This is a genomic window from Peribacillus sp. FSL P2-0133 (genome assembly GCF_037975445.1).
Lineage (GTDB): Bacteria > Bacillota > Bacilli > Bacillales > DSM-1321 > Peribacillus > Peribacillus simplex_E.
The window spans coordinates 2,666,781-2,689,099 of the sequence record NZ_CP150254.1 but is presented as its reverse complement, the minus strand read 5'-3'; the positions used below and the strand labels follow the sequence as shown (position 1 = coordinate 2,689,099).

Here is a 22,319-nt window from a genome sequence, read left to right as displayed (position 1 = left end):
TGGAGAATTCTAAAAAAGACATTAAGAAACCCCTTTAATGCAATTAAAAAAAACTTACAATTATTCCTGTATCCTTCATTCTTAACTACCATTTGGAATTTTCTAATTTTAATCTGGAATAATTCATTCATCTACTTCTTACTTCCTTTGTGAAAGATTCGATCGAGAAATGTTTTCTTTTTCTCAGGAGGCACAGGAAGAAAGAAACGATTCTTACTTGTTACATCAAGATAAGGCGTTAATATGTCAGTCTTCTCCTCTACAGAAGTTGCGGTATTTAGCTGTTCTTCAATTTTTGCAAAATGTTTTGCTGTTGAGCCTTCTGACGTATAGACAAAACGCCCATCCGGGAATTTTTGTGATTCTGCTGTTTCTTTTTCTGTATATGCATGGACAGACGGACGTGCCCAAAAAACATTTTTCCGCACCACACGTGCAGGACTTCCTGCAGCTGCTACATTTGACGGGAGCGTTTTTGCCACGAGTGACTTTGCACCTAAAATTGAACCTGTACCAACTTCTACTCCTTTTAGTATCATGACGTCCTGCCCAATCCAAATGTGGTCACCTAAGTACACACTCTTTGTTGGGTTAATCCGTTTTCGAGTTGTTCCATCATAGATCAAATGTGGATCTGCCAAACGAACGACTATACCACTTGAAAACATATTATCATCACCGATGAATAGATTCTTTTGCTCAGAAAGAATAAATCTCGCTGCTCCATTAAATGAATAGTTGCGACCTAGGAAAAATGTATTGTCATTCCAAACATTGACTCTCATCGTTGCATTGCGTTTGGATTTCCCAATGATTATGAGCGAGTTGTTCCCATTAAAACTTAGCGTCGCATCTTTAAATTCCGCTCCACGTTCAATAATTAATCGATTTCCTTCACCAAACAATTTGATTTTACTATTCACAAACGAAATCTCATCTTCGGTATTTCCTATAAAGATTATTTCATTATCCGTTTCAGGTTTCTGTAATATATTAGAAATGATTTCCATACTATTCGTACCCTCTTTTTCAAAGTGTTGAAAACGTGTTCATTATACATCATTTTTTACTCAACACAAAGAAAACCTGGGGAGATGTAAAGCTGAAGCCTCCCGATTTACGAAAAAAGGGTAATGGTAAATGAATTTTGGTTTATAAATCAAAATGGACAATTGCTGGTAGATAGTCGTGAATTTGTAGAAATGTTTGGGAAAAGTCATGACCATTTAATTAGAGATATTAAATGATACGTAAAGGTTTTAGAGGAGTCCGTCAGCAACTAACCCTTTCGCTTATGATAAGCTGTCACAGCTCCTTTGTTTCCACACCTAAATATCTATCATCAGCTTCGATTTTTAACGCACGCTGAATACACCCTACATCTTTTCCTTTTAATCCAATTTTAATTTCACAGAATAGCATTCATTTATCTGCGTTCCACACACTAAATTTATAGTCCCTTTTTGGAAAATAATTATTTTTTCTGATATTATACTAATAATAGAGGTGATGCATATGGTAAAAAGAGCATATAGCTTAGAATTAAAAGAAAATATATCAGCAGAAACAGCTCATAAAAATTCACTATCTGGAATTTTGAAAAATAATAGAGCATTCGTATGCTCTGATAAAGAATGTAATATTAAGTTAACCTGTACTAAATGGTCGGACAAAAGTGCTAAAAGAATTTTCTTTACCCCTAGTTCAAAAAATGACCTACATATAGCTGGCTGTAACGAATCTGGAGAAGATGAAGAAAAACACCGCTCTAAATTCGAAAAAGAGAATGCTAAAACTACTATAGCAAAAAATGGTGTTATCGTTTTAAAGAAAATCTCAGAACAAAAAACAGTTAAACAAGAATCAAAATATATTAAAGATGCAATTACAATCCCAACAATTTCAAATAAATCAAGTAATGATTTTAATAGAGTGAAGCCCGAAGGTAGTTATATAACATCTATCTTGTCATTAATTGATATGTATAAGGATACAGATTTAAATAACAAAAATAAAATTTTAAAAATCTCTTCAACAGAAAATTTAACTCTAGAAGAATTCTTCTTCAATATTGATACAACCTCACCTATTCCTACTAATAAGACTAGAATTTACTATGGTAAAGTTAAAGTTTCAACTTTTAAAGAAACGGGATTAAAGATTAGCTTTATTAATTCACATATTTCACAACCATTATTTACTAATAAAAAACGAATGTTTGATAAATATTACGGGAAATACGCTAAAGAACATGTAGATAAAGGTGCAGAAATTTATGTTTTCTTTCGAGGATATTTAAACGAAAAAAATAAATGGTGTTCATTTAACAATGAGTTTTATAAAGACCTATATTTTTCGAAAACTAATATTTTAAATTAAAATCAATATGAAATCCCCTAAAGAATAGTAGTTTATGTTCTTGAAGGGATTTTATTCAGCTGTAGTTTTCACAGGTTCTTTAGACTTATTAGTGGCTTTACTAACAACTTATTTAGAAAAGCCAGATTCCGCTGCAACATTTATGAGCAGTTATGTGATCAATTTTATACCTTAAAATACTATTAATATCCTTAAATCTAGCTACTAACTTATGTTAGTAATCGTCCTATAGTAACCCTGATCAGTCCTTAAACGCTCTATAATAATGTTAAAATTCGTGAAAGGATTGAAACATTGAGGCAGAAAAATTTAAATTTATGTAGAGATCACGATGCTCTCCCCCTCCCTGCTTGTTAAATACTATGGCTTTTTCTTTTAGTATTGCGTCATTATGCGATTGGAAATTAAATTGCATTTTACATTGACTAAACGTTCATTCAATAATAAAATAATACTGAAAATTCAGTGAAAAAACGGAGGGGTTGCATTGGATTTACATTTTCAGATTACTGGCAGTGGTCATCCTGTTGTTCTTATTCATGGTGGTGGTGCTGATTTGAGGCAATGGACATTTTTGGCTTCTCTTTTATCTAAGGATTACAAAGTTATTGCTTTTGATGGCCGTGGTGCTGGTAAATCGCCATCCCCTATAAAACATGCAAACTATGTTGAAGATGTATTGGCATTAATGGATTACCTGGAACTTAATCAGGCAACACTTATAGGCCATTCCATGGGCGGACAGATTGCAACTGATTTCGCTCTTAATTACCCTGAAAGAGTATCGAAACTTATATTAATTGCTCCTTCTTTAACAGGTTTTCCCTATTCAAAGGAGTTTGAACAATATCATCACAAGATATTGGAAAGTGCCCCCAATATAGATAAGATGTTGGATCTTGCCCTTCATTCACCAACTTATCAAGTTGTTATCGATAGTCCGCACAAAGTTCTCACTGTTCAAATGCTCAGGCATCATTTTGGGCGCATGCTTAAGTGGCCCGCGGATTTCTGTATGAAATGGCCTCAGCCGCCTGCAATGGAAAGATTAGAAGGATTGAACCCCGAGACTTTATTTTTTATTGGCAAAAAGGACTTGGCAGACAATTTTCGAGTTGCCGATTGTTTCCGTAAGGTTCCAAACATCCGTTTCATCGAATTAGAGGATGCCGATCATATGCTGCCCCTCACCCATTCTGAAGTTTTATATCAAGAATTCACTGCCTTTATGGAGGATTGAAGTTAAAATGCCACGTACACCCGAAGAGAATGACCGTATTCGCCAAGCATCCAAAGAAAAAATTCGTGCTGCAGCCATGGAGTTATTTATGAAACAAGGATATTACGCTACTTCTATAAGCGATATAGCCAAGAAGGCGGGTATTTCTAAAGGGTTACTCTATAACTATTACAAAGGAAAAGAAGAACTGCTTTCTGAAATGGTCGAGGCCAGAATCAGGGAAGTGGTTGAAGTCATGGAAGAAGCGTTCACCTTAAATACACCTCGTGATCAGCTTGAACATATAGTCAATGGTGCCATTGAAAATATCCACAAAAAACCGGAAGTCCATCGCTTCTATCTCCACCTGCAAACACAGCCAGAGGCTGATGAAGAGTTGATAAAATACAGTCATCTCATAACTGAAGCAAATGCTAGACAATTTGAGTTTCAATGTAAAATATTTGAAAGCATAGGAGAAAAGGAACCAAGGAAACGATCATTATATTTTTCATCTGTGCTACAGGGTATTATGCTGATGATTTCCACCTATCAACAAGGGTTTCCAGTAGAAGAAATAAAAAACCAGATTATAAGGGAGTTTTGTAACTAGTATACCGTTTGAAAGATCATATCTTGAATAATGTAAAAATAATGAACTTTCACAATCGGGGAATAAAATGGAGTAAAAGATTTCGTCAATTGAAAACAATCCCATGATTAACCTTTTATTATGCCACAAGTTCAAACAATAAATAGCTTAATTCTTTGTGATCTTGGTCGGATGATCCCATTATTATTAAAAAATCTCTTCAGAAAAAAATCTGAAGAGTTTTTTTAGTTTATTCGTGACGGCCGGTTTGAACTAAAACTAATATCACTACTTAAAGGTATCTTCTAAATATATGGAAGAAGTTACTCTTTATCTCCTTTACATGTTCATCTATTATTTTACTATCAATATTCCGTCGGCAATCGGGCGTTCACCTGTTGCGTCAGACGGTCTTGTGACTCGGTCAGCCCCAACTGTCATGGTCGTCGATCCGCCGCCGTCAAGATTGATGGCATCTACGGCTCCTAATGACTTCATGACTTTTGCACTTTCTTCAAAATTTGCCCCCAAACTCCATCCGGGTGCGCGTCCATCGATGGTGACAAATAATAGATTGCCATTCTCTTTTATTCCTGCAAGCGTTCTAGGATTACGACGTTCCCCAAAACGATAATAAAACCCAGGATCTTCTTCCCAGTGAAAGCCTTCCTCTAAGGCATTAATGGAAATTTCTCCATTTTCCAATAATCGAGGACCTCCGTTAATCATGCTAGTGGTTTGGTCTAATTTTAATAGCTTTCCATCCCCGATGATTTCACTCTTCACCTGAATCTTCATCCCTTGTTGGGCATGGCCACGAAGCCATTCTGCCGCTTCCCCCGTTCCCGCAAGAACAGAACCGCTGCTTGGAATTATTCCCCCGCGATGGTTACGAATTTCCATCACTTCCCCAGCATGATTTACTACCACTTCCACACCATCGCCCGATTCTGTCTTTTCTCCAAATACGGATGTATATTGGATAAGCTCACTTTCATCTATACAAGTATAATCATGTTTTGGCCGTTCTGTTGTCGTATCTCCCCCAACACCGCCACAATTGCGGATTAATCCCGGCTTACGATTTAATCCATCCACTTCCCTAACCGCACCATCAGATGAAGTAGCCTGAATTGACGTGGAAACAGATGCAATGTTTGCCTTCTCTTCAACAGAAGATAAAATCAGAGCTGAACGGCCATTTATCGCTTCACTGACAAGTTGACCTTTGCTGGCGAATATACCGGCAAGATCGCCTGGTGTACCATCCTTGGCTCCAACAACAAAGTATCCCGCATTAACTCCTGCAATGGCATCATTTCTGTCAGTCATTTGGGTCAATGTTTCTTTTCCTATCACTGCATCATTTGCTAATTCAGGCACCACATGCCCTTGAAATCGATCCTGATCCACTTCAATTACGTTCACTACCCATGGCCCTGTTGTTTTCTCTCCGTCTTCACCCGTAAACACAGTCCGTAGACCCGAATATCCCTTTTCCGATAACTTGTTTCTCATTTCGGCTGCATACGCTTCCTGCTGATATTGGCCGATGCGAACAATGTATCCAAGTGGACCTTTTTCCCGGTCATCCAAGGCCCGATCCGGTTCCCTTATAATGCGAGCATTTTTGAAACCGTCTCTCTTTAAATTTCCCAACAATATCTTTGCCTGCTTCTGTGCTTCTAGAAATGCCACATCCACTGTGAAATAGTCTTTAGAAGATGTTTCACCACGATTGATTTTTGTATACGTCACTCCTGGTGCTGGATTCATAGAAGTTCTTCGCTCATGCAAAGTAGACGTTCCCAGCGGAAGCACATGATTTTTCATTTGCACTTGTGAGTGAACATTCAATTCTGCTTGAACTGGAGTTTCTGGAATCGCATTTACAATCATCAATGACGCTAGACTAATAGAGGCGATAGGCAAAATTTGCTTTTTCCATATTTTTTTCATATTTTTCCTCCAATAAAGTTATGTCCTCCTTTAACTTTATTGTCTAAATGTGATGGAAAATTAAAAAGACTATTATATTTCAGTCAATTTTAAGTGAACAAAAATGAGTATAAATGCTCGATAAATATTACAATTCATAATTGTGAAAGGACAACTTTTAAATATGTTTCCTTTGTACTCAGTAGATCAACCTTTACTTTTAACAAAGCCTTAACCTTGCCTTGCTACCTAATCAGTGGATATTATAAGATATCGAGTGGGATTATCACTTTGGAGGTAAATAAATGGAGAAAGTAAAAAAGAATTTGTTATTAATACCAACCATTTTGTCGGTTATCAATGTTATCTGCCTTGCTTCATTCATCATAGGACTTAGTATTATGAACTACCCAATTTCAAGGATTTTAACAGATTTTGGCTTGCTATGCCCAATTATCGCAACCTTATCATTCTTCTATTTAGTGATTAAAGTGAAGGGTATAAATCATTCCGCATTAAAGTACTTCCATATCGTAAATGCGGTTACATTTCTTGTCCCAGTATGTATTCTTACTTTTCTTATACTACGTTTCTTGAACGATTGGGATATTTACTTTTAAAAAAACTGCTAATATAAAAATCATTTTTTATTCATACAAAAAAAGCCCTCATTTTTAGGGTTTTTTTTCTAAGCCAATTGAATTTAAGCATTATAGTTTTATTCAATTTCATATATTATCCAAATAGTTTTGAAAATGTATTTTCACCTGCAATACCGTCTGCAGCTATTCCCTTGGCCCTTTGAAATGCCCTTAACCGCTATTTCCGTTCCGCTTCCCAAGATACCATCTATGCCATGTGGATTTTGCCCTTCCAAATAAAGTGCATCTTGAAGGATATAGGTGATATTCCCTTTCGCCCCTTCCCTAACATTAGGTGATGCCGCTTTTGTTTGGTGTCCCCATATCCCATTAACACCTATTTTTGCATTATAGCGGCTATTTAATGTCTTTTGGATGGACTTGATAGTCTGATTGCGGCTGTCCTTTGCAGGCGTATCTTTTACAATGAATTCCGATTCGACTTATGTTGCTGGTGGAGTGGTACCATTCACTTTTGATATCAGTCTAGGTTTTGTTCCCGCTTTTCACTGAGAATAAGTTATTCCGCCCGTCATATCCAAATTGCGGATAATCTTTAAAGCTTGACCAATCCCCGCCCCATGCAAAGCCCCAGGATTTACAAATAGCCGCTACTCGTTTCCATTTTGCATCAACAGTCCATATGGCATTCTTTCCATCATCGCTGACTATGAAGTAATCAATGGCTAGTCCATAGTTATGGTAAGATTGACCTCGCATCGCGTTGGTCACTCTCGGTTTCGATAAATCACTATAGTTTTTTCCATCGTAGATATAACCTAGGCGACCTTGACCATATAGCTTTGCTTGCTCCTCCATAGACCGATAACCTGCGCTGATTTAGACAAAAATGCCTTCTTCGTATGCCCGTTTAACCATTTCCAATGCTGATTCTTTTACGACTGGGTGAATTCCGCTGCCCATATTCTTTTCCGAACGATTCAATAAAGCTTCTAATTTAACTGTCAATTTTATCACCTCCTAATATGTTATGGTACTTATTAGGAAATCATCCATACAATTCTTGTAAAATAACAAAAGCACAACCCTTAATGGGACTGTGCTTTTATTTTATAATGGCTTATTTTGATTTTCTTTATCTTTATCTTTGCTAATAACTTTTATCAATTCATCCAGCTTTTCATTTCTTTCTTGATCTAATCTTGTCTTTGCATTGATGAATTTTATTATTTTAATTATGAAATAAACACTTAAAACAATAAGTCCCAGATAAAACAAAATCGGTATGATTGCTAAAAGCCCTATTAAACTGCTGGCGTGGTCCATAAATAATTCCTCCTGAATGTAAAATATAGTATTATTATACAGGAAAAACAGGCTAAGAAGACCCCGTTCTAAATTTAGGACGGGGTTAAAATATAGTCGTTTAATTTTCGATATAAGATACTTCACTGTACTTAAAAATATAACAATAAAGTCGTTTAAAAATCTAAGTTTTATTCAACAAAAGCACCCTATTCTGGAATAACTAAAATATAGACTAAGTAATTTTCAAGTTCTAAATCACAAAATAATATATCAATGCTACGACTGCTGAATCATCCTCAGGTGGAATATTAATTCAAATATCCAGGGATTCAGCATCTCATTGTCTAAGTAATCTTGCTCATTATGTATTTTCACCAAGACGAATGTCTACAATTTCCACCACTATGGTAAATATAATATTTTAATGAATTACTAAAACAGGTAATCAATAATATTAAATAACAAATTAATATTATTGATTTTTTTGATCAAAAATTTTAATTTTATTATTTATCTTTTTGATCTCTTGTTATATAATCGAATCAAATAAAAGAAAGGAATTTCATTATGGCATATAAAGTAATCACAAATTGTCCTGTCTGCAGTGAAACATTGAAAATTACAAAGTTGCAGTGCTCTCATTGTCACACTACGATTGAAAATGAGTTTGAATTATCTAAGCTGGCATCCTTATCAAAGGATCAGCTTCATTTTGTGGAAGTATTTTTAACATGCAGAGGAAATATCAAAGAAGTTGAAAAGGAACTGGGGATTTCGTATCCAACGGTTCGCGGCAAGCTAACAGACATCATTTCATCCCTTGGATATGTGCAGAAGAAGAAAAATGAAATAGACGAGAAAAAAGTTGTCACCATGTTGGAGAATGGCGAAATCACACCAGAAGAAGCTATTAAGCTCTTAAAAGAGGATTAAGGAGGAATTTATCATGAAAGAGGAAATTACAAGAGTGTTAACAATGGTTCAAGAAGGGAAGATTGATGCAGATAAGGGATCAGAACTGATTCAAGTATTAAAAGAGAAAGAAGAATCAGGTAATAAGCTCTTTGAAAAACCGACTAAATATTTAGATAAAACATTAAAAATTCGTGTTGTATCAGCCGAAAATGATAACGTCACGGTCAATTTGCCTATAAAACTCGTCAAGGTCGTATTAATGGCTGGACACAGCATCGCAGCTAGTATTCCTCAATCGGAAAAATACGTTAAAGATATAAACATAAACCTTATTATTGAAGCAATCGAAAACGAATTAGATGGCCAAATTGTTGATATTAAATCGGCAAACGGGGATACCGTTTCGGTCATCATTGATTAGTGATTTGCTTATGATGCATGTAAAAGTGAAAGCAAAAGACGTTCGGTTTTCCATCCCAATTCCATATGCTATTTTAAACATTGTTATTTCAATTTTGTCTTCAAAATTTATTCAGCAAAATGCAAACAAATGGACAAAAGAGCACTTTGAAAGAAAAAAACTGGACTTTACCTTTCCACTAATAGACAAAAAAACGCTAAAGCCTATCGTCAAGGAACTGAAAAATTATAAAGGAATCGTGCTAGTAGATGTCAAAGCTAAGGACGGCACTGAGGTTAAGGTTAGACTATAATTTAATATAGAATACACCTTGATTTAAATACCCTTCCATTTAAAGAGGATTGATGTGAATAATGCACTTAAACAAACTTGTGCTTTAGTGGAATAAGGACATAAATCAAACTTATAAAAATCTCATACTTAGCTAAAAAGAGTAACTCCATTTTGAATCAATCCTTTTTCAAAATGGGGTTTTACATTTGCTATTAAATAAAGCTTAAAACACATTTTTTAATCGATCTTTATTTTAAAGCTACAAAATTGGGCATATTTAATTTATAGTGCAAAATATCTCCTAAAGTGACAGCTTCAGTTCCAAAAATCATCCAGCCTCCAGCACACATCGCCAATCCTCAGCTTTCGATTAATTTTCATTCGTATTGTTCCATATTTTCAACCTCCAATGATTAAGCAGGGATACCCTTAAGAAAGACTGGCTTATAAACATTCAGCCATCACGGTTGAGTGTTTTTCATCTTTATATTTGCACTAATGCATCCTAATCTACAACTGCATGTCCAAATAAAAAAGGCAGCCACTAGGACTGCCTCTGTTGAACAACTTTTTACAGTTGCTTCATTCTTTTAATGATTACGGCGTTTGTTTTTTTTGCATTTACATTTACAACGCTTTCCAGGAAACCATACTGTACTGGGATCATTGTCCTCAAAACATTTTTCCTCAAAACAACAATTTATCTCCATCCTAACACCCTCCTTACTATTGTATATGCTTGGACTGGTGGAAGGTGTGGACAAGTTGCTAAAAGTTTAGAAGTGAATGCAAATACTGACACCGGTTATTACCGTTTGTTTTTATTTTGGTCTCATGAGTTGAAACCGATGACGAGATGTTTAGTATTAATAGTTAAAAACTTGCAAACACGATTAAAAGTCCTTTTTTTAACTTTTTAAATGCATTTCTTCCTTTCTATACTTCCAGAAGGTCATCTATATATGCCCCCTCATTTAATAGTCCATAATATAATTATGTAAACAACTTTAAGTGATAAATGGAATTTTACACAAATTCCATCAAAAAAAAGTTTTAACTCCGTACAAGTAACCCTTATTAGCCAAAATGAGGGGTACTTTATCCGAAAGTGAAAATACAGGAAACTGTAATGCAAGGACTACATAGATTAAACATTAGAAGTTTTATCCGAAGAAAGTTAGATTTTGCTAAATAGGCTCACGGTTTAGCAAAAATTCAACAAATCCGGCCTTATTGAAATTTTCCCCCTCGACTTAGTGGATAAGTACAAGTAAGGCAGTGCCTTTATAAACAGCACCTCGGTATTGCATATTGATAGCCCCAAGCGAACCCGTATATCGAGATTTGGAGGACAGCGACGTTACTTTAAAGACATTTTTTATGGCTGAACACTTAAAACTCTCAACGACTTCTTTTAAAAATCCTATAAATTGATCCACTTCCTCACTAGTGCCTTATTGAAAATGGTTCTGATCTGTCTAAAAATCCCTGACCTTACCTTGGCTCTCCTCCTTCGCCACATTTAGAGCAACTACCGATTCATAGTTTTTTTCCTTCTTTACTTATTTACCAGTACCCCTTGTCCTCCATGTAGTGCCGGCCTCAAACATGTTTCTACAAGTAAGGGTGACAGTTTAGTTCACAGAGTTTAGCAATCTGGCGAAAGTTATTGACAATGATTATCATTCCTATTAACATGTTGATGTAGTCATTGAAAATGAATATCATTATTAATTAGATACTTTTTTGATATGTTTTTAACCTACACTATAATTAGTAAGGAGAAAATCAGAATGAAAAAGCTATTCATACCCTTCCTGCTCTTGTTTGTACTTATTCTTAGTGCTTGCGGGAACAAAGAGACAGCGAACGAAAATAATGCATCCAAGACTAAAAAAGAAACAATAACGTATCAATCAGAAACAGGTCCTGTTGAGATTCCTAAAAACCCCAAAAGAATAATTGCTCTCTCTAATGGACCTAATGTATTGGCTTTAGAAGGTAATGTCGTCGGGATAGATCAATGGACTAATATGAATCCCCTTTTTAAAGATAGACTAAAGGGAGTGGAAGTCGTATCAGAAGATAACCTGGAGAAAATCATTGAACTGGAACCGGACCTTATCATAGCAGGATCCGAGATGAAAAATATTGCAAAGCTTAATGAAATTGCTCCAACTGTAGTATTCACTTGGGGGAAATTAGATTATTTATCACAGCAAATAGAAATCGGAAAACTCTTAAATAAAGAAAAGGAAGCAAAAGAATGGGTTAATGATTTCAAAACGCGTGCAGCATCCGCAGGAAAAGAGATACGTGCAAAAATTGGTGAAGATGCAACCGTTTCTGTGATTGAAAATGATGCTAAAGAGTTTTATGTATTTGGAAATAATTATGCACGTGGGACAGAAATATTGTATCAAGCAATGGATTTGAAAATGCCTGAAAAAGTAAAAGAAAAAGCACTTAAATCCGGCATTTATGTCCTCTCATCGGAAGTGCTTCCTGAGTATACTGGAGATTATATTATCTTTAGTAAAAATCCCGATGTGGTTAATTCATTTGTGGAAACCGAAACATGGAAAAATATACCTGCAGTTAAGAACGATCGTATATTTGAAATAAATAGTAAAGCATCCACATACAGTGACCCAATCACTCTAGAGCATCTTCTAGATTTTTTCGAAAAATCATTTCTTAACAAATAGTATGTCAAAGAAGGAATTCTTTAATTAAGAATTCCTTCTTTCTTTTCTTTTTTAAAAAAAGAGGATAACGTAATGGCTTGCAGCTTTATTTTTTAACATTCCTAAACGTCCATTCTTTCCTTCTCAACAAAGGATTCTTGATAGACCGTACTTGACCGCTAGTCTCTTTCTTTTCGATAAAGCGTTACCGTTTTATAAACATTTGATTATGAGTTCTTACGATGAATTCACCCATTTAATAATCTATCGGAAATTTTAGCCATAAAAAGAATGAAGTAAACCATTACTCGTGTTTTGTCCAAGTTCAAATTTCCCCTCTGATAGTTGCTTAAGAAAAGAGCATCAATTATGAAAACTTTGAAAATAAGTCACCAAAAACCTTTCGGCATCCAGGAAACACTTGATCTAAAATAGTGTGAAACTGAAGTTTAGCTTCCACTTACATATTCGATACGATTACCTTGACAACTTCCGAAGTTCTAAAAGCTGAATCACTCTAATTTTGGCCGTTAATCTGTATCTTAGTATTGGCTGTTTTCGTAAATATTGTTGCTTTCCTTTTATTCTCTTTCTTCGGTGGATAAAACAAAAATAACAGACCCTTTTTCAAAAGGGTCTGTTATTTACTTATTTCATCGGATTAATAATGCCATAAAAAACAAGATCATCAAAAGAGTCATTTTTATAAAAATGATCTTTTAGAGTACCTTCGTATACCATTCCACACTTTTTCATTATCTTTCCAGATGAGGGATTCGATTTAAAATAACGTGCATAAACTCTATGAAAATTCTTCTCTTTAAAAACAAAGTCTATCATTGCTTTTGCTGCTTCGGTTCCATATCCATTTCCCCAGTATTCTTCTCCTACCCAGTAAGCCATTTCACCATTTTTATGTTGTTTATGATTTGAAATAGCGATAGCACCATATAACTGTCCGCTATTCTTGTCTGTTATAGCGAATTCATACATTCTGTCTAATTCAAAGTTTTGCTCGTGAGTTACAATCCACGAAAGAGCACATTCTAAAGGATAGGGATATGGTAAATTCAATGTGCTTTTGTAAATATTATAATTATTACACATTCTGCTAACATTTTTTGCATCAGATTCTTTAAAAATACGCAGAAGTAATCGTTCAGTTTCAATTGTTTTTTCTGCTTTATTATAAATCATTTTTTTACCCCTATCCAAAATAAAAGTTTAATACATTCACAATAATTTTAACATAAATTTCCTTATCCATATTAGATAGTTCGATTTTATTCCGGTCTTTATTTATCAAGATGAGCACACCAAAGAAACCATTCATTCTATACCAAAACAGCTTAGTATTTTGATCTGTGGTAAAGCACTAAGTTATATAAGTTAGCTTGATGGGTATAAGGCTGTACAGCATAAAGTGAAAAAGTCTCAATCCTTCTTGAACAAAGGGTTGAGACTTCTTTTAATTGTTTTAATAAGAAAATGTTACATCCGTTATAACAGGAAAATGATCACTTGGAAATTGTCCATTTTTATAATAATCTAAAATTTCAATGGTATTCGCTTTGACGTTTCCTTTTGCAAGAATCCAATCTATGCGATTTTTCGGTCCTCCGCCAGTTGGGTCATGGAAGCCATTAAAGGTACCAAGGTGTTCATTGATTCTTTCCTCAGCAGTTACCCATAAATCATCAAATGCTTCTTCACTTGTTAGCTTTTGGTAAGGAACACTATCCGGATTTGCATTAAAATCCCCTGTAAATACAATAGGGAGCTTCGGATCAAATGCTTTAATTTTTTGTAAAACTAATTCTGCACTCTTCTCTCTAGCATTTGCAGATTTGTGGTCAAAATGAGTATTCACAACATAAAATTGTTGTTTACTTTTTTCATCAAAAAATTTCGCCCATGTTACCATACGTGGAATTGTGTTTCCCCAAGAAGTGGAACCAATTACATTTGGTGTATCTGATAGCCAAAAGTGATCATACTCTAGAGGAGTATAGCGTTCTTTTTCATAGAAAATTGCCGAGTATTCTCCTTTACTTCCTCCTTCGCGCCCTAAACCAATCCATTCGTATTCAGGTAATTTTGCATTTATGTCCTTTAGTTGTTGATATAAAACTTCCTGAGTTCCAATAATACCTGGTTGTTCCATTCGTATAAGTTTTTTTATTGCAGGAATCCTTTCTGCCCAAGTATGTGGTGATTGATCACTAGTATTCAAATACCTTAAATTATACGTCATTACCTTTACATCTACCTCAGATGATTGTCCTGATTTCCCTGAAGCTGACACATTTGATGTTCCTGAAAAGATGTTACTTACTAACAATAGTACTAATGCCAATAAAAAAACTGGTTTTAACACTTTTCTCATCTATAATTCCTCCTAAATTATGTATTACAAAAAAATCATAACAATTATATGTGTAATCATTATTAGAAAGAGATTAATTATTCATAAAGTTATATTAATTAGGGAATAGTTGTGTAGTATTAAGGGTTTTAGAGAAAAAAATAGATGAAATATACGAAGTATGTTGTAATTTAGGCTTGAAGAAAGACTCAAAAAAAACACCTGGTGCCCTAAAAGGCAATCAGGTGCTATATAGCTAGTTATATAAATTAATTCATTACTAATCCTATCTTTATACCAACAAACATGTTAATTTCCTTAGCAGAACATTGTTATATAACTCCATGATGGTACTACCTTCATGAGTCATGAATTCAAATTACAGCGTATCTTCGATTGTAAACAATTTAAAGGTTATTATTTTTTATCTCCTCAAACCACTCATTAGCAATATATAAGTATCATTTTTCTTTTTGTCTAACTCAATATTTTATTTATCTTTAGTTCACTTGCCTTATGTGTTACTGATATATGACAACCTTTTGTATATCTAGCTTCGGCACTGGAGAGTGCTCTAAACCCGTTATCTTTCCTCTTTGCACAAATGAATGTACTGACCAAAATCAGGAAATACGTCCCAGTTTCTTTCAAGGGTATCGCTAATTTCGCGTTTCTCGACTGAACCGGTTGTAAAGTCTCTCTTTTCCATTGCTATATAGCCATCTTCTCGGAAGCCCAAAATCAAGCTACTTACTTCCTTATCAGTTTCATCATCATATTCCCAATACATTGCTGTTCTTAAAAAAATCTTTCCATCATTCATAACTTCAAAGTCATAATTTAGATACTTACGAGTGAAATCATCATAAAAACTTACCGAAACCCATTCATTTGTTACATTTACAATATATTGAGGTTTTTCATCTTCAGTTAATACCGCCGTATATGGTTCATGTTTTTGATGGCATGTGTATGCAGTACGTTCATCAAGAATGTTCCAAGGCTTTTTTTTGATATCTGACCACTCGTCACAATAATAAACTTTCATAGTCAATTATACACCTTCCCATTAATATCCTTAATAATAATTCTGTTTTTTGTTGCTTCATCAAGAATTGTTTGCGGAATTAGTTTATTTTGAACTGGCACTTCTAATATTAATTCACCTTTAAGTCGCCCTCCTTTGAGAGCGTTTGGATTAAAAGAGCCATTTGATATTTTAGAGCCTGAAGGATATTTTTTTGTAATTTCATTTAAGTAACTCTTAGCTGTCTTTTCTTGCACTTCACTAAGTTGAGTGAATTTTCTCGATACTATTTCCTTATTGGGTGAATATGAATCAACTACGTACTTTTTGCCGCCTACTTCTTTCGCTTCCAACTCTACCTCATTATAAGGGTAACGAGGACGATTTTCCTTATTAAAATTATTACCTGCTTCCCATCGCTCTTTAAGCCAATCCGGTACAGTTTTCTTTTTAGGTGTAACTTCATCCGTACCCTTAGGAATACTCTCCCTTGAAACACCCTCTACTTTGCTATCCTTCACCGTGAATTTCTGATAGGCTTCCTTAATTGTCTGCTTTTCCATCATAATTTGGGGGAGGATTGGTCCTCCTGCAAGGGAAACTTGTTCCACACTTATACGTTTAGGGATTTCTTTCTTACCTATTTCATTACCTATATTTTTTAACGTGGTTTTTCCTGATCTAGCTATGTCTGTTATTGTAGCTTGAACCTTCTGAACCTGCTTTTGCGCAAATTCCTTGCTGTAAGGGATGAACTTTTTACCACTCGCTACTTTTTTCTAAGCCACCTTGCCTTAAAGTAAATCTATATGATTTTAAGTCCTCACGGCCTATTATCTGAGGAGCCGATAGATGATACATATTCATATCAACAATGAAAAGACCTTAACTTTACCGTTAAGGTCATACTAAAGAACGAGCTTTTCTTGCCCTACATCATTCTTTCTTAAGGTATTCTAAAATACTCATATCATATTGCTCTATTATAAGGAGCTTTAATTTCACGACCAGGATAAAGTTCATCCAAACTTGGTAAACCTGCTTCTTTTCTAACTTTAGGTGAGCCACCCTCAAATATTTTACCTTCTAAACCTTTTACATCTGTTTTTCCAATAGCAATTGTTTGAGTTTTAGGAACACCTAGTTTTTTTCTAAGAGTTTCCAAATCCTCTTTTCCAATGTTAATACCCGATTTACTTCCAGTTCCATTTAAACCCTTACCACCATCACTCTTCACTGCAAACTTCTGTACTATATCCCTAATAGTCGTTTTATCAAAAGTGACATGCTTGTAGTTGTTTCCATACGCTGTCGCTAATTCTTCGACCCTGATACGAAGAGGTACTTCCACATTGCCAATTTGCCGACCGAATGCTTTTGCCTTCTGAACCTGCTTTTGCGTAAATTCCTTGCTGTGAGGAATGAACTTTGTACCACTTGCTACCTTTTTTCTAAGCCGCCTTGCCTTGAAGTAAATCTATATGATTTTAAGTCCTCACGGCCTATTTTCTGAGGAGCCTGATATGGAGTAAGATGATACATTTTCATATTTCAACAATGAAAAGACAAAAGACCTTAACTTTTGCGTTAAGGTCATACAAAAGAACAAGCTCTTCTTGTCCTCCAATATTCATTCTTAAGGTTTTCTTCTAAAATACTCTTATCATATTCAGATTCAGGTAAAAGACCCAAGCAAGTGTATTCCCAAATACCCCTTCTTTCGTGATTATCTGCATCTGAAAGATTATCTTAACCATAGTCAACCATAAATTAAAATTTTATTAACAGGTATGTTTATTTAGTAGTATTCTTAATTTTTTTATATTCTTCAATTATCTTGAAATCCCGTTTTCTATTCGCTTTTGGCATTATGCCTAATTTTTCATATTCCCAAATTACTTGTTGCTCATAGCTATCATCATTTTCTAAATTTCTATAATTATAATCAATATTAAATTTTCCATTTGATGTCAATTCTAATGTTAAATTAGTCCACTGCTCTTGTTTTTGATTTTTAAATTCATCCCATAATTCTCTTAGAGATTCATATAATTGGTGTAATTGTCTATTAACTTCATCCTCATTAACATTATCCATATCTTCAATATCTAAACTATAAAAAGGTGTTTCTTTATTATGAGGATAATAGTAGAAATAGGTTCGATTACTCCACTCTGTTACTTCAGAATATAATAATACTTTGTCCCAAGATTCAGGAATAATAAAATTTAATTGTCGTCCTATATTTTGATATAGTTGCTCCATTTTTTCTTTATTCATTTATTTACCTCCATATATGTTTTCCAAGACTTCCACAGATTTTTTACCATCAATTTTATACTTTATTTCAAATCTACTTGGTCGTAAAGACTGCCCTTCATATATTGGTTTTATATCTACCGAAACATGTTGACCTTCTCTTAAAGCTTTTGCCCAAGAATATTCAAGTTTTTTATAAGCACTTACATTAACATTACCATTCATTGCAACTATATTATCGATAAGAGGAGAACCATTAAATTGAGTACCGATTAAATGTCCTCCATGATCCCCTTTAGTACTAGGAGCTATTATTCTCTCATCCCCTCCAGCAGCTAACTGATGTTTGGTATCACGAACACCCATTTCCAACGTTAACTCTCCTGAAGCCTTCTCAATTCTTCCTAAATCGTCTGTTTGATATCTATATCCATTTGTTTCATATTTAACATTTGGCTTTAATTTAAACTCATCTGAAAAATGACTTCCGTCCCTAATGATACCATCTGGAATCTGACTGGTTTTATTACTCGTACCCTTAGGAATATTCTCCCCTGAAACACCCTCTACTTTGCTATCCTTCACCGTAAATTTCTGATAGGCTTCCTTAATTGTCTACTTTTCCATCATTACTTGGCGAAGGGTTGGTCCTCCTGCGAGGGATACTTGTTCCATACTTATCCGTTTAGGGATTTCTTTCTTACCTATTTCATTAACTATATTTTTTAACGTGGTTTTTCCTGATCTAACTATGTCTGTTATTGTAGCTTGAACCTTCTGAACCTGCTTTTGCGCAAATTCCTTGCTGTAAGGGACGAACTTTGTACCACTCGCTACTTTATCTGCGACCTTGGCAGCACCTGCCACACCGCCGATTCCGAGTGCCATCAACAGCCCGTTCTGGCGCTGTTCCTCGGTTAGCTGGTTGCCGAACATGTCTTTGCCGGTGGCCGCTTCGCCGAGGCCGTTGGCTGCGAGGAGTCCGTATATTCCGTATTCAGTTTTCTGGAGGAGGCTAAAGTCCTTCAGTTATTTATAATAAAAGGACTTTAACAACTTATGTTAAGGTCCTTTTATTTTCCACCCAAGGTTTTCTACGAAAAAAATTCTATTTTGAGTTCACAGCTTCTTTTATTTGTTCTGCGACATTATTAAGCCACTCTATAGGAGTTAATCCAATTGCGGGAAAATAAAATTCAGCATTAGTTTGAATATAGTTTTCCTTTTCTTGTTTTGTTCTATTACTTGTTAAAATTTGTCACAATACTTTACTGTAAAAAGCAAACATTCTTTATTAGCTTCGTTTATAAACTCATCTAATGCTTGTTCAGGCGAACTAATATCCTGGTGGAATGTTCCACCTAAAAAATCTTCTAACTCTTCTAAGTAATCATAACTTACGTCCATTTAAATTCCTCGCTTCTTTATTTTCCTGGATATCCTGTTAGTATAAAATTACCATTTAAATCCTTTTTAAGTACAATTTTTGCGTTTGTAACATTCTCTACAACTTCGGAGTTTCTTGATACACTTCTACCAATTACCTCTCCATCACCCTTGTATCTAAATGGTAATGTAGGTCTACTATTAGGGTCAGAAAGCCATTTTTGTATTTTCTCAATATTTTTGGGGTTGTTTAAGACAGTATAAGCAACTTTCTCAGCTGTTGCCCTACTATAAAAGTAGAAAAACCAGTAATTCTTGGATTACTTCTTATTCTTTCTAATAATTCTTCATCTGTTTTCCCAACATGTCCTTCAATCAAATGCCCACCTCTTGACTCATGTACAGCCAGTCCGCCACCAGGTGCAAGAGAACTCTTATCTCCTGGTTTAACATGATCTATGCCCTTAGAAATACTCTCCCCTGAAACACCCTCTACTTTGCTATCCTTCTGATAGGCTTCCTTAATTGTCTGCTTTTCCATCACAACTTGGCGAAGGCTTGGTCCTCCTGCGAGGGAAACTTGTTCCACACTTATCCGTTTAGGGATTTCTTTTTTACCTATTTCTTCACCTATATTTTCTAACGTGGTTTTTCCTGATCTCGCTATGTCTGTTATTGTAGCTTTTGCATACTGAACCTGCTTTTGCACAAATTCCTTACTGTAAGGGACGGACTTTGTATCACTTGTTACTTTTTCTAAGTCACCTTACCTGAGGTAAGTAAATCAATATATTTTCTAAAGAAAGTTTTTTTTGACCTGACTGCCTTTTTTCTGAGGTAACCGATATAACTTGAGATGATACATATTCTATTTCAACAATGAAAAGACCTTAACTTTTGCGTTAAGGTCATACGAACAAGCTTTTCTTGCCCTACATCATTCTTTCTTAAGGTATTCTTCTAAAATACTCTTATCATATTCAGATTCAGGTAAAAGACCCAAACGAGTATATTCCCAAATAACCCTTCTTTCGTGATCATCTGCATCTGATAGATCTTCATAATCATAGTCAACTTTAAATTTTCCTGTACTTTCTAAAGTAAAAGTTAAATTGGTCCATTGTTCTTGAATATTATTTTTAAATTCATCTGACAATATTTTCAATTCATCTAATAATTGATACCATAATTTATCATATTCTTCTTCAATTAAACTATATATTTCAGGTATATCATGACTATAAATAGGAACTTCACTATTAGGAGTATAATAAAAAAAGAAAGCAGTACCGGTACCGTCAGCAATTTCACCGTACATTAATACCTTTGACCATTCCTCTGGTATAGTTTCATTAATAGTTTGAGCAATTTGTTGATAAATACTATTAAGTTTAATTTCATTCATACTTACCTACCTCCTGATCTATTTTCAAAAATCCTTCTCTCCCAACGACTATTATCAATCTTATAATTTATTCTAAAACTAGCGGGCCGCTTCGAGTCTCCTTTATAAACTGGAGTAATTTTCACTTCAACTGTTTTAGGAGGATTACTGTCTAGAGCTTTTGCCCAAGATATTTCGAGTTTTTTCCATTCCCCCATATTCAGATTTGCATTCATAGGAACAAGGTTGTCTAGATGACCAGATCCTTTAAATATACTGGCAATTAAGTGACCTCCTTGATCATCTGGCAAGCGATCTTCTCTTCCAGCAATTCGTTGTGCATAGTTGTTACGTTTGCCACTGCCTAAGTCGAGAGAACCTTCTACACTTGTTATCCGACCTTTTTCATCCGTTTTATATACATGACCTCCAGGGGATGAATATTCAATATTCGGTTTTAATACTTTCTTCATTCGCTCTCTTGTATAGTGCTTTCCATACTCCACTTTTGTAATTTCATTGGATCCTTTTGCTAGAACTACTTTGTCTGTACCCTTACCACCATCACTCTTCACCGCAAACTTCTGTACAATATCCTGAATCGTCGTCTTATCAAACGTGACATGCTTGTAGTTGTTTCCATAAGCCGTCGCTAATTCTTCGACCCTAATACGGAGAGGCACTTCCACTTTGCCAATTTTTCTGCCGAAGGCTTGAACTTTCTGAACCTGCTTTTGCGCAAATTCCTTGCTGTAAGGAATGAACTTTGTACCACTCGCTACTTTATCAGCGACCTTCGCCGCACCTGCCACACCGTTGATTCCGAGTGCCATCAACAGTCCGTTCTGGCGCTGTTCCTCGGTTAGCTGGTTGCCGAACATGTCTTTGCCGGTGACTGCTTCACCGAGGCCGTTGGCTGCGAGGAGTCCATATATCCCGTATTCGGTTTTCTGGAGGAGGCTAAAGCCTTTTGTCACCAGCCATGGTTATAATCCTTTTGACCTTAAATACAAAATAAACCAAATTTTAACTTAAATCAGTTAAGATTTGGTTTATTTACATATTATTTATTTTTTCCCAAAATTAAGTATTTGTTTTTACTTGGCGACAAGTAAATTGTCCATGAACTCTTTAAAATTTCCAGATATCGGTTTGATAAATTCTTTCCTTAACTCGTTATCTTCTTCAAAATAGTCCATGTCACAAAAATATACTTTACCTTTTTGTTCTCTATCTAAAGATAAACAGATTAAACTATTAGCCGGATCTAATCCTATAGGGAGAAAATCTTTTGGTACTATCTTGCTTTCATTATACTTAATGAAATTACTTTCTAGATTTTCATCTATTTCACTTGATAAAGGAAAAAATAGTATAATCGAGGAAGTGATTGTATGATCTTTTGTTTGAAATCTTCTATTTACCGCTTTTCCGCCATTATTAGATAATAAAAACCTACTAAAATCTTTCGGTAGTACTATATTAAATTTTTTCTCAAAATTTTCAAGTTCACTTACCGAAATTTTTTTAAAAGTGTATTCAAACTTGTATTCCATTTTATTTT

At 34.8% G+C, this 22,319-nt stretch carries 24 protein-coding genes and 3 pseudogenes; 9 read left to right on the top strand and 18 right to left on the bottom strand.

Features of this window, described 5'->3' with window-relative positions; translation table 11 throughout:
• Nucleotides 1–131 precede the first annotated feature (131 nt).
• Nucleotides 132–1,010 (bottom strand): acyltransferase, encoded by an 879-nt coding sequence (locus MKY17_RS12900; RefSeq protein WP_098372201.1) that lies wholly within the window; start codon nt 1,008–1,010, stop codon nt 132–134.
• Between the two features lie 123 nt (nt 1,011–1,133).
• Between MKY17_RS12900 and MKY17_RS12895 the strand changes: the two are divergent.
• The 4 genes and pseudogenes from MKY17_RS12895 to MKY17_RS12880 form a co-directional block, all read left to right on the top strand.
• A pseudogene (locus MKY17_RS12895) lies at nt 1,134–1,244 on the top strand (Rha family transcriptional regulator); the annotation flags it as partial.
• A gap of 271 nt (nt 1,245–1,515) precedes the next feature.
• The gene (locus MKY17_RS12890; RefSeq protein ID WP_098372200.1) at nt 1,516–2,379 is read left to right on the top strand and encodes a hypothetical protein; all 864 of its coding nucleotides are present in this window, start codon (nt 1,516–1,518) and stop codon (nt 2,377–2,379) included.
• 487 nt (nt 2,380–2,866) lie between these two features.
• Nucleotides 2,867–3,619, top strand: a complete 753-nt coding sequence (locus MKY17_RS12885) for an alpha/beta hydrolase (protein ID WP_339202070.1) — start codon at nt 2,867–2,869, stop codon at nt 3,617–3,619.
• A gap of 7 nt (nt 3,620–3,626) precedes the next feature.
• Nucleotides 3,627–4,211, top strand: coding sequence for a TetR/AcrR family transcriptional regulator (locus MKY17_RS12880; protein WP_098372198.1), 585 nt, complete (start codon nt 3,627–3,629; stop codon nt 4,209–4,211).
• 333 nt (nt 4,212–4,544) lie between these two features.
• Here the strand turns inward: MKY17_RS12880 and MKY17_RS12875 are convergent, their stop codons facing one another.
• Entirely contained in the window at nt 4,545–6,149 is a 1,605-nt protein-coding gene (locus MKY17_RS12875) for a phosphodiester glycosidase family protein (RefSeq protein ID WP_098372197.1), read from the bottom strand.
• Nucleotides 6,150–6,433: 284 nt separating this feature from the next.
• Here MKY17_RS12875 and MKY17_RS12870 point away from each other — a divergent pair, with 284 nt between their 5' ends.
• A complete protein-coding gene (locus MKY17_RS12870) occupies nt 6,434–6,748 on the top strand; it encodes a hypothetical protein (protein WP_098372196.1) in 315 nt (104 codons plus the stop codon).
• 507 nt (nt 6,749–7,255) lie between these two features.
• Here MKY17_RS12870 and MKY17_RS12865 read toward each other — a convergent pair.
• The 3 genes from MKY17_RS12865 to MKY17_RS12855 form a co-directional block, all read right to left on the bottom strand.
• Complete coding sequence (locus MKY17_RS12865; RefSeq protein ID WP_286177115.1) at nt 7,256–7,588, bottom strand: M15 family metallopeptidase; 333 nt, start codon at nt 7,586–7,588, stop codon at nt 7,256–7,258.
• Between the two features lie 21 nt (nt 7,589–7,609).
• Complete coding sequence (locus MKY17_RS12860; RefSeq protein WP_286177114.1) at nt 7,610–7,738, bottom strand: hypothetical protein; 129 nt, start codon at nt 7,736–7,738, stop codon at nt 7,610–7,612.
• 102 nt (nt 7,739–7,840) lie between these two features.
• The gene (locus tag MKY17_RS12855; RefSeq protein WP_098372195.1) at nt 7,841–8,056 is read right to left on the bottom strand and encodes a hypothetical protein; all 216 of its coding nucleotides are present in this window, start codon (nt 8,054–8,056) and stop codon (nt 7,841–7,843) included.
• 549 nt (nt 8,057–8,605) lie between these two features.
• Between MKY17_RS12855 and MKY17_RS12850 the strand changes: the two genes are divergently transcribed.
• The 4 genes from MKY17_RS12850 to MKY17_RS12835 all read left to right on the top strand — a co-directional run bounded on the left by MKY17_RS12850 (nt 8,606) and on the right by MKY17_RS12835 (nt 12,355).
• Nucleotides 8,606–8,971 (top strand): DUF2089 domain-containing protein, encoded by a 366-nt coding sequence (locus MKY17_RS12850; protein WP_098372194.1) that lies wholly within the window; start codon nt 8,606–8,608, stop codon nt 8,969–8,971.
• A gap of 13 nt (nt 8,972–8,984) precedes the next feature.
• Entirely contained in the window at nt 8,985–9,374 is a 390-nt protein-coding gene (locus tag MKY17_RS12845; protein ID WP_098372193.1) for a hypothetical protein, read from the top strand.
• A gap of 10 nt (nt 9,375–9,384) precedes the next feature.
• Entirely contained in the window at nt 9,385–9,666 is a 282-nt protein-coding gene (locus MKY17_RS12840) for a hypothetical protein (RefSeq protein WP_098372192.1), read from the top strand.
• A gap of 1,774 nt (nt 9,667–11,440) precedes the next feature.
• The gene (locus MKY17_RS12835; RefSeq protein WP_098372191.1) at nt 11,441–12,355 is read left to right on the top strand and encodes an iron-hydroxamate ABC transporter substrate-binding protein; all 915 of its coding nucleotides are present in this window, start codon (nt 11,441–11,443) and stop codon (nt 12,353–12,355) included.
• A gap of 627 nt (nt 12,356–12,982) precedes the next feature.
• Here MKY17_RS12835 and MKY17_RS12830 read toward each other — a convergent pair.
• From MKY17_RS12830 to MKY17_RS12770, 13 genes and pseudogenes are all read right to left on the bottom strand, one after another.
• Nucleotides 12,983–13,531: a GNAT family protein gene (locus tag MKY17_RS12830; RefSeq protein WP_098372190.1), complete on the bottom strand. Its 549-nt coding sequence runs from the start codon at nt 13,529–13,531 to the stop codon at nt 12,983–12,985.
• Between the two features lie 280 nt (nt 13,532–13,811).
• The gene (locus tag MKY17_RS12825) at nt 13,812–14,720 is read right to left on the bottom strand and encodes an endonuclease/exonuclease/phosphatase family protein (protein ID WP_098372189.1); all 909 of its coding nucleotides are present in this window, start codon (nt 14,718–14,720) and stop codon (nt 13,812–13,814) included.
• Between the two features lie 562 nt (nt 14,721–15,282).
• Nucleotides 15,283–15,747, bottom strand: a complete 465-nt coding sequence (locus tag MKY17_RS12820) for a hypothetical protein (protein WP_098372188.1) — start codon at nt 15,745–15,747, stop codon at nt 15,283–15,285.
• Between the two features lie 2 nt (nt 15,748–15,749).
• A complete protein-coding gene (locus MKY17_RS12815; RefSeq protein WP_286177112.1) occupies nt 15,750–16,337 on the bottom strand; it encodes a hypothetical protein in 588 nt (195 codons plus the stop codon).
• A 359-nt stretch (nt 16,338–16,696) separates the two neighbouring features.
• The gene (locus MKY17_RS12810; RefSeq protein ID WP_286177111.1) at nt 16,697–16,963 is read right to left on the bottom strand and encodes a hypothetical protein; all 267 of its coding nucleotides are present in this window, start codon (nt 16,961–16,963) and stop codon (nt 16,697–16,699) included.
• A 557-nt stretch (nt 16,964–17,520) separates the two neighbouring features.
• A complete protein-coding gene (locus MKY17_RS12805; RefSeq protein ID WP_098372187.1) occupies nt 17,521–18,006 on the bottom strand; it encodes an immunity protein YezG family protein in 486 nt (161 codons plus the stop codon).
• Entirely contained in the window at nt 18,007–18,570 is a 564-nt protein-coding gene (locus MKY17_RS12800) for a DNA/RNA non-specific endonuclease (protein ID WP_339202063.1), read from the bottom strand.
• 30 nt (nt 18,571–18,600) lie between these two features.
• On the bottom strand, nt 18,601–18,921 hold the full coding sequence (locus MKY17_RS12795; RefSeq protein ID WP_339202061.1) for a hypothetical protein: 321 nt from the start codon (nt 18,919–18,921) through the stop codon (nt 18,601–18,603).
• 172 nt (nt 18,922–19,093) lie between these two features.
• Nucleotides 19,094–19,392: pseudogene (locus MKY17_RS12790) on the bottom strand (contact-dependent growth inhibition system immunity protein).
• A 17-nt stretch (nt 19,393–19,409) separates the two neighbouring features.
• Nucleotides 19,410–19,822, bottom strand: a pseudogene (locus tag MKY17_RS12785) (RNase A-like domain-containing protein); the annotation flags it as partial.
• Nucleotides 19,823–20,308: 486 nt separating this feature from the next.
• The gene (locus MKY17_RS12780; RefSeq protein ID WP_098372185.1) at nt 20,309–20,776 is read right to left on the bottom strand and encodes an antitoxin YezG family protein; all 468 of its coding nucleotides are present in this window, start codon (nt 20,774–20,776) and stop codon (nt 20,309–20,311) included.
• 2 nt (nt 20,777–20,778) lie between these two features.
• The gene (locus tag MKY17_RS12775) at nt 20,779–21,732 is read right to left on the bottom strand and encodes a DNA/RNA non-specific endonuclease (protein WP_339202058.1); all 954 of its coding nucleotides are present in this window, start codon (nt 21,730–21,732) and stop codon (nt 20,779–20,781) included.
• Between the two features lie 120 nt (nt 21,733–21,852).
• Nucleotides 21,853–22,311 (bottom strand): SMI1/KNR4 family protein, encoded by a 459-nt coding sequence (locus tag MKY17_RS12770; RefSeq protein WP_339202055.1) that lies wholly within the window; start codon nt 22,309–22,311, stop codon nt 21,853–21,855.
• Between the last annotated feature and the right edge of the window lie 8 nt (nt 22,312–22,319).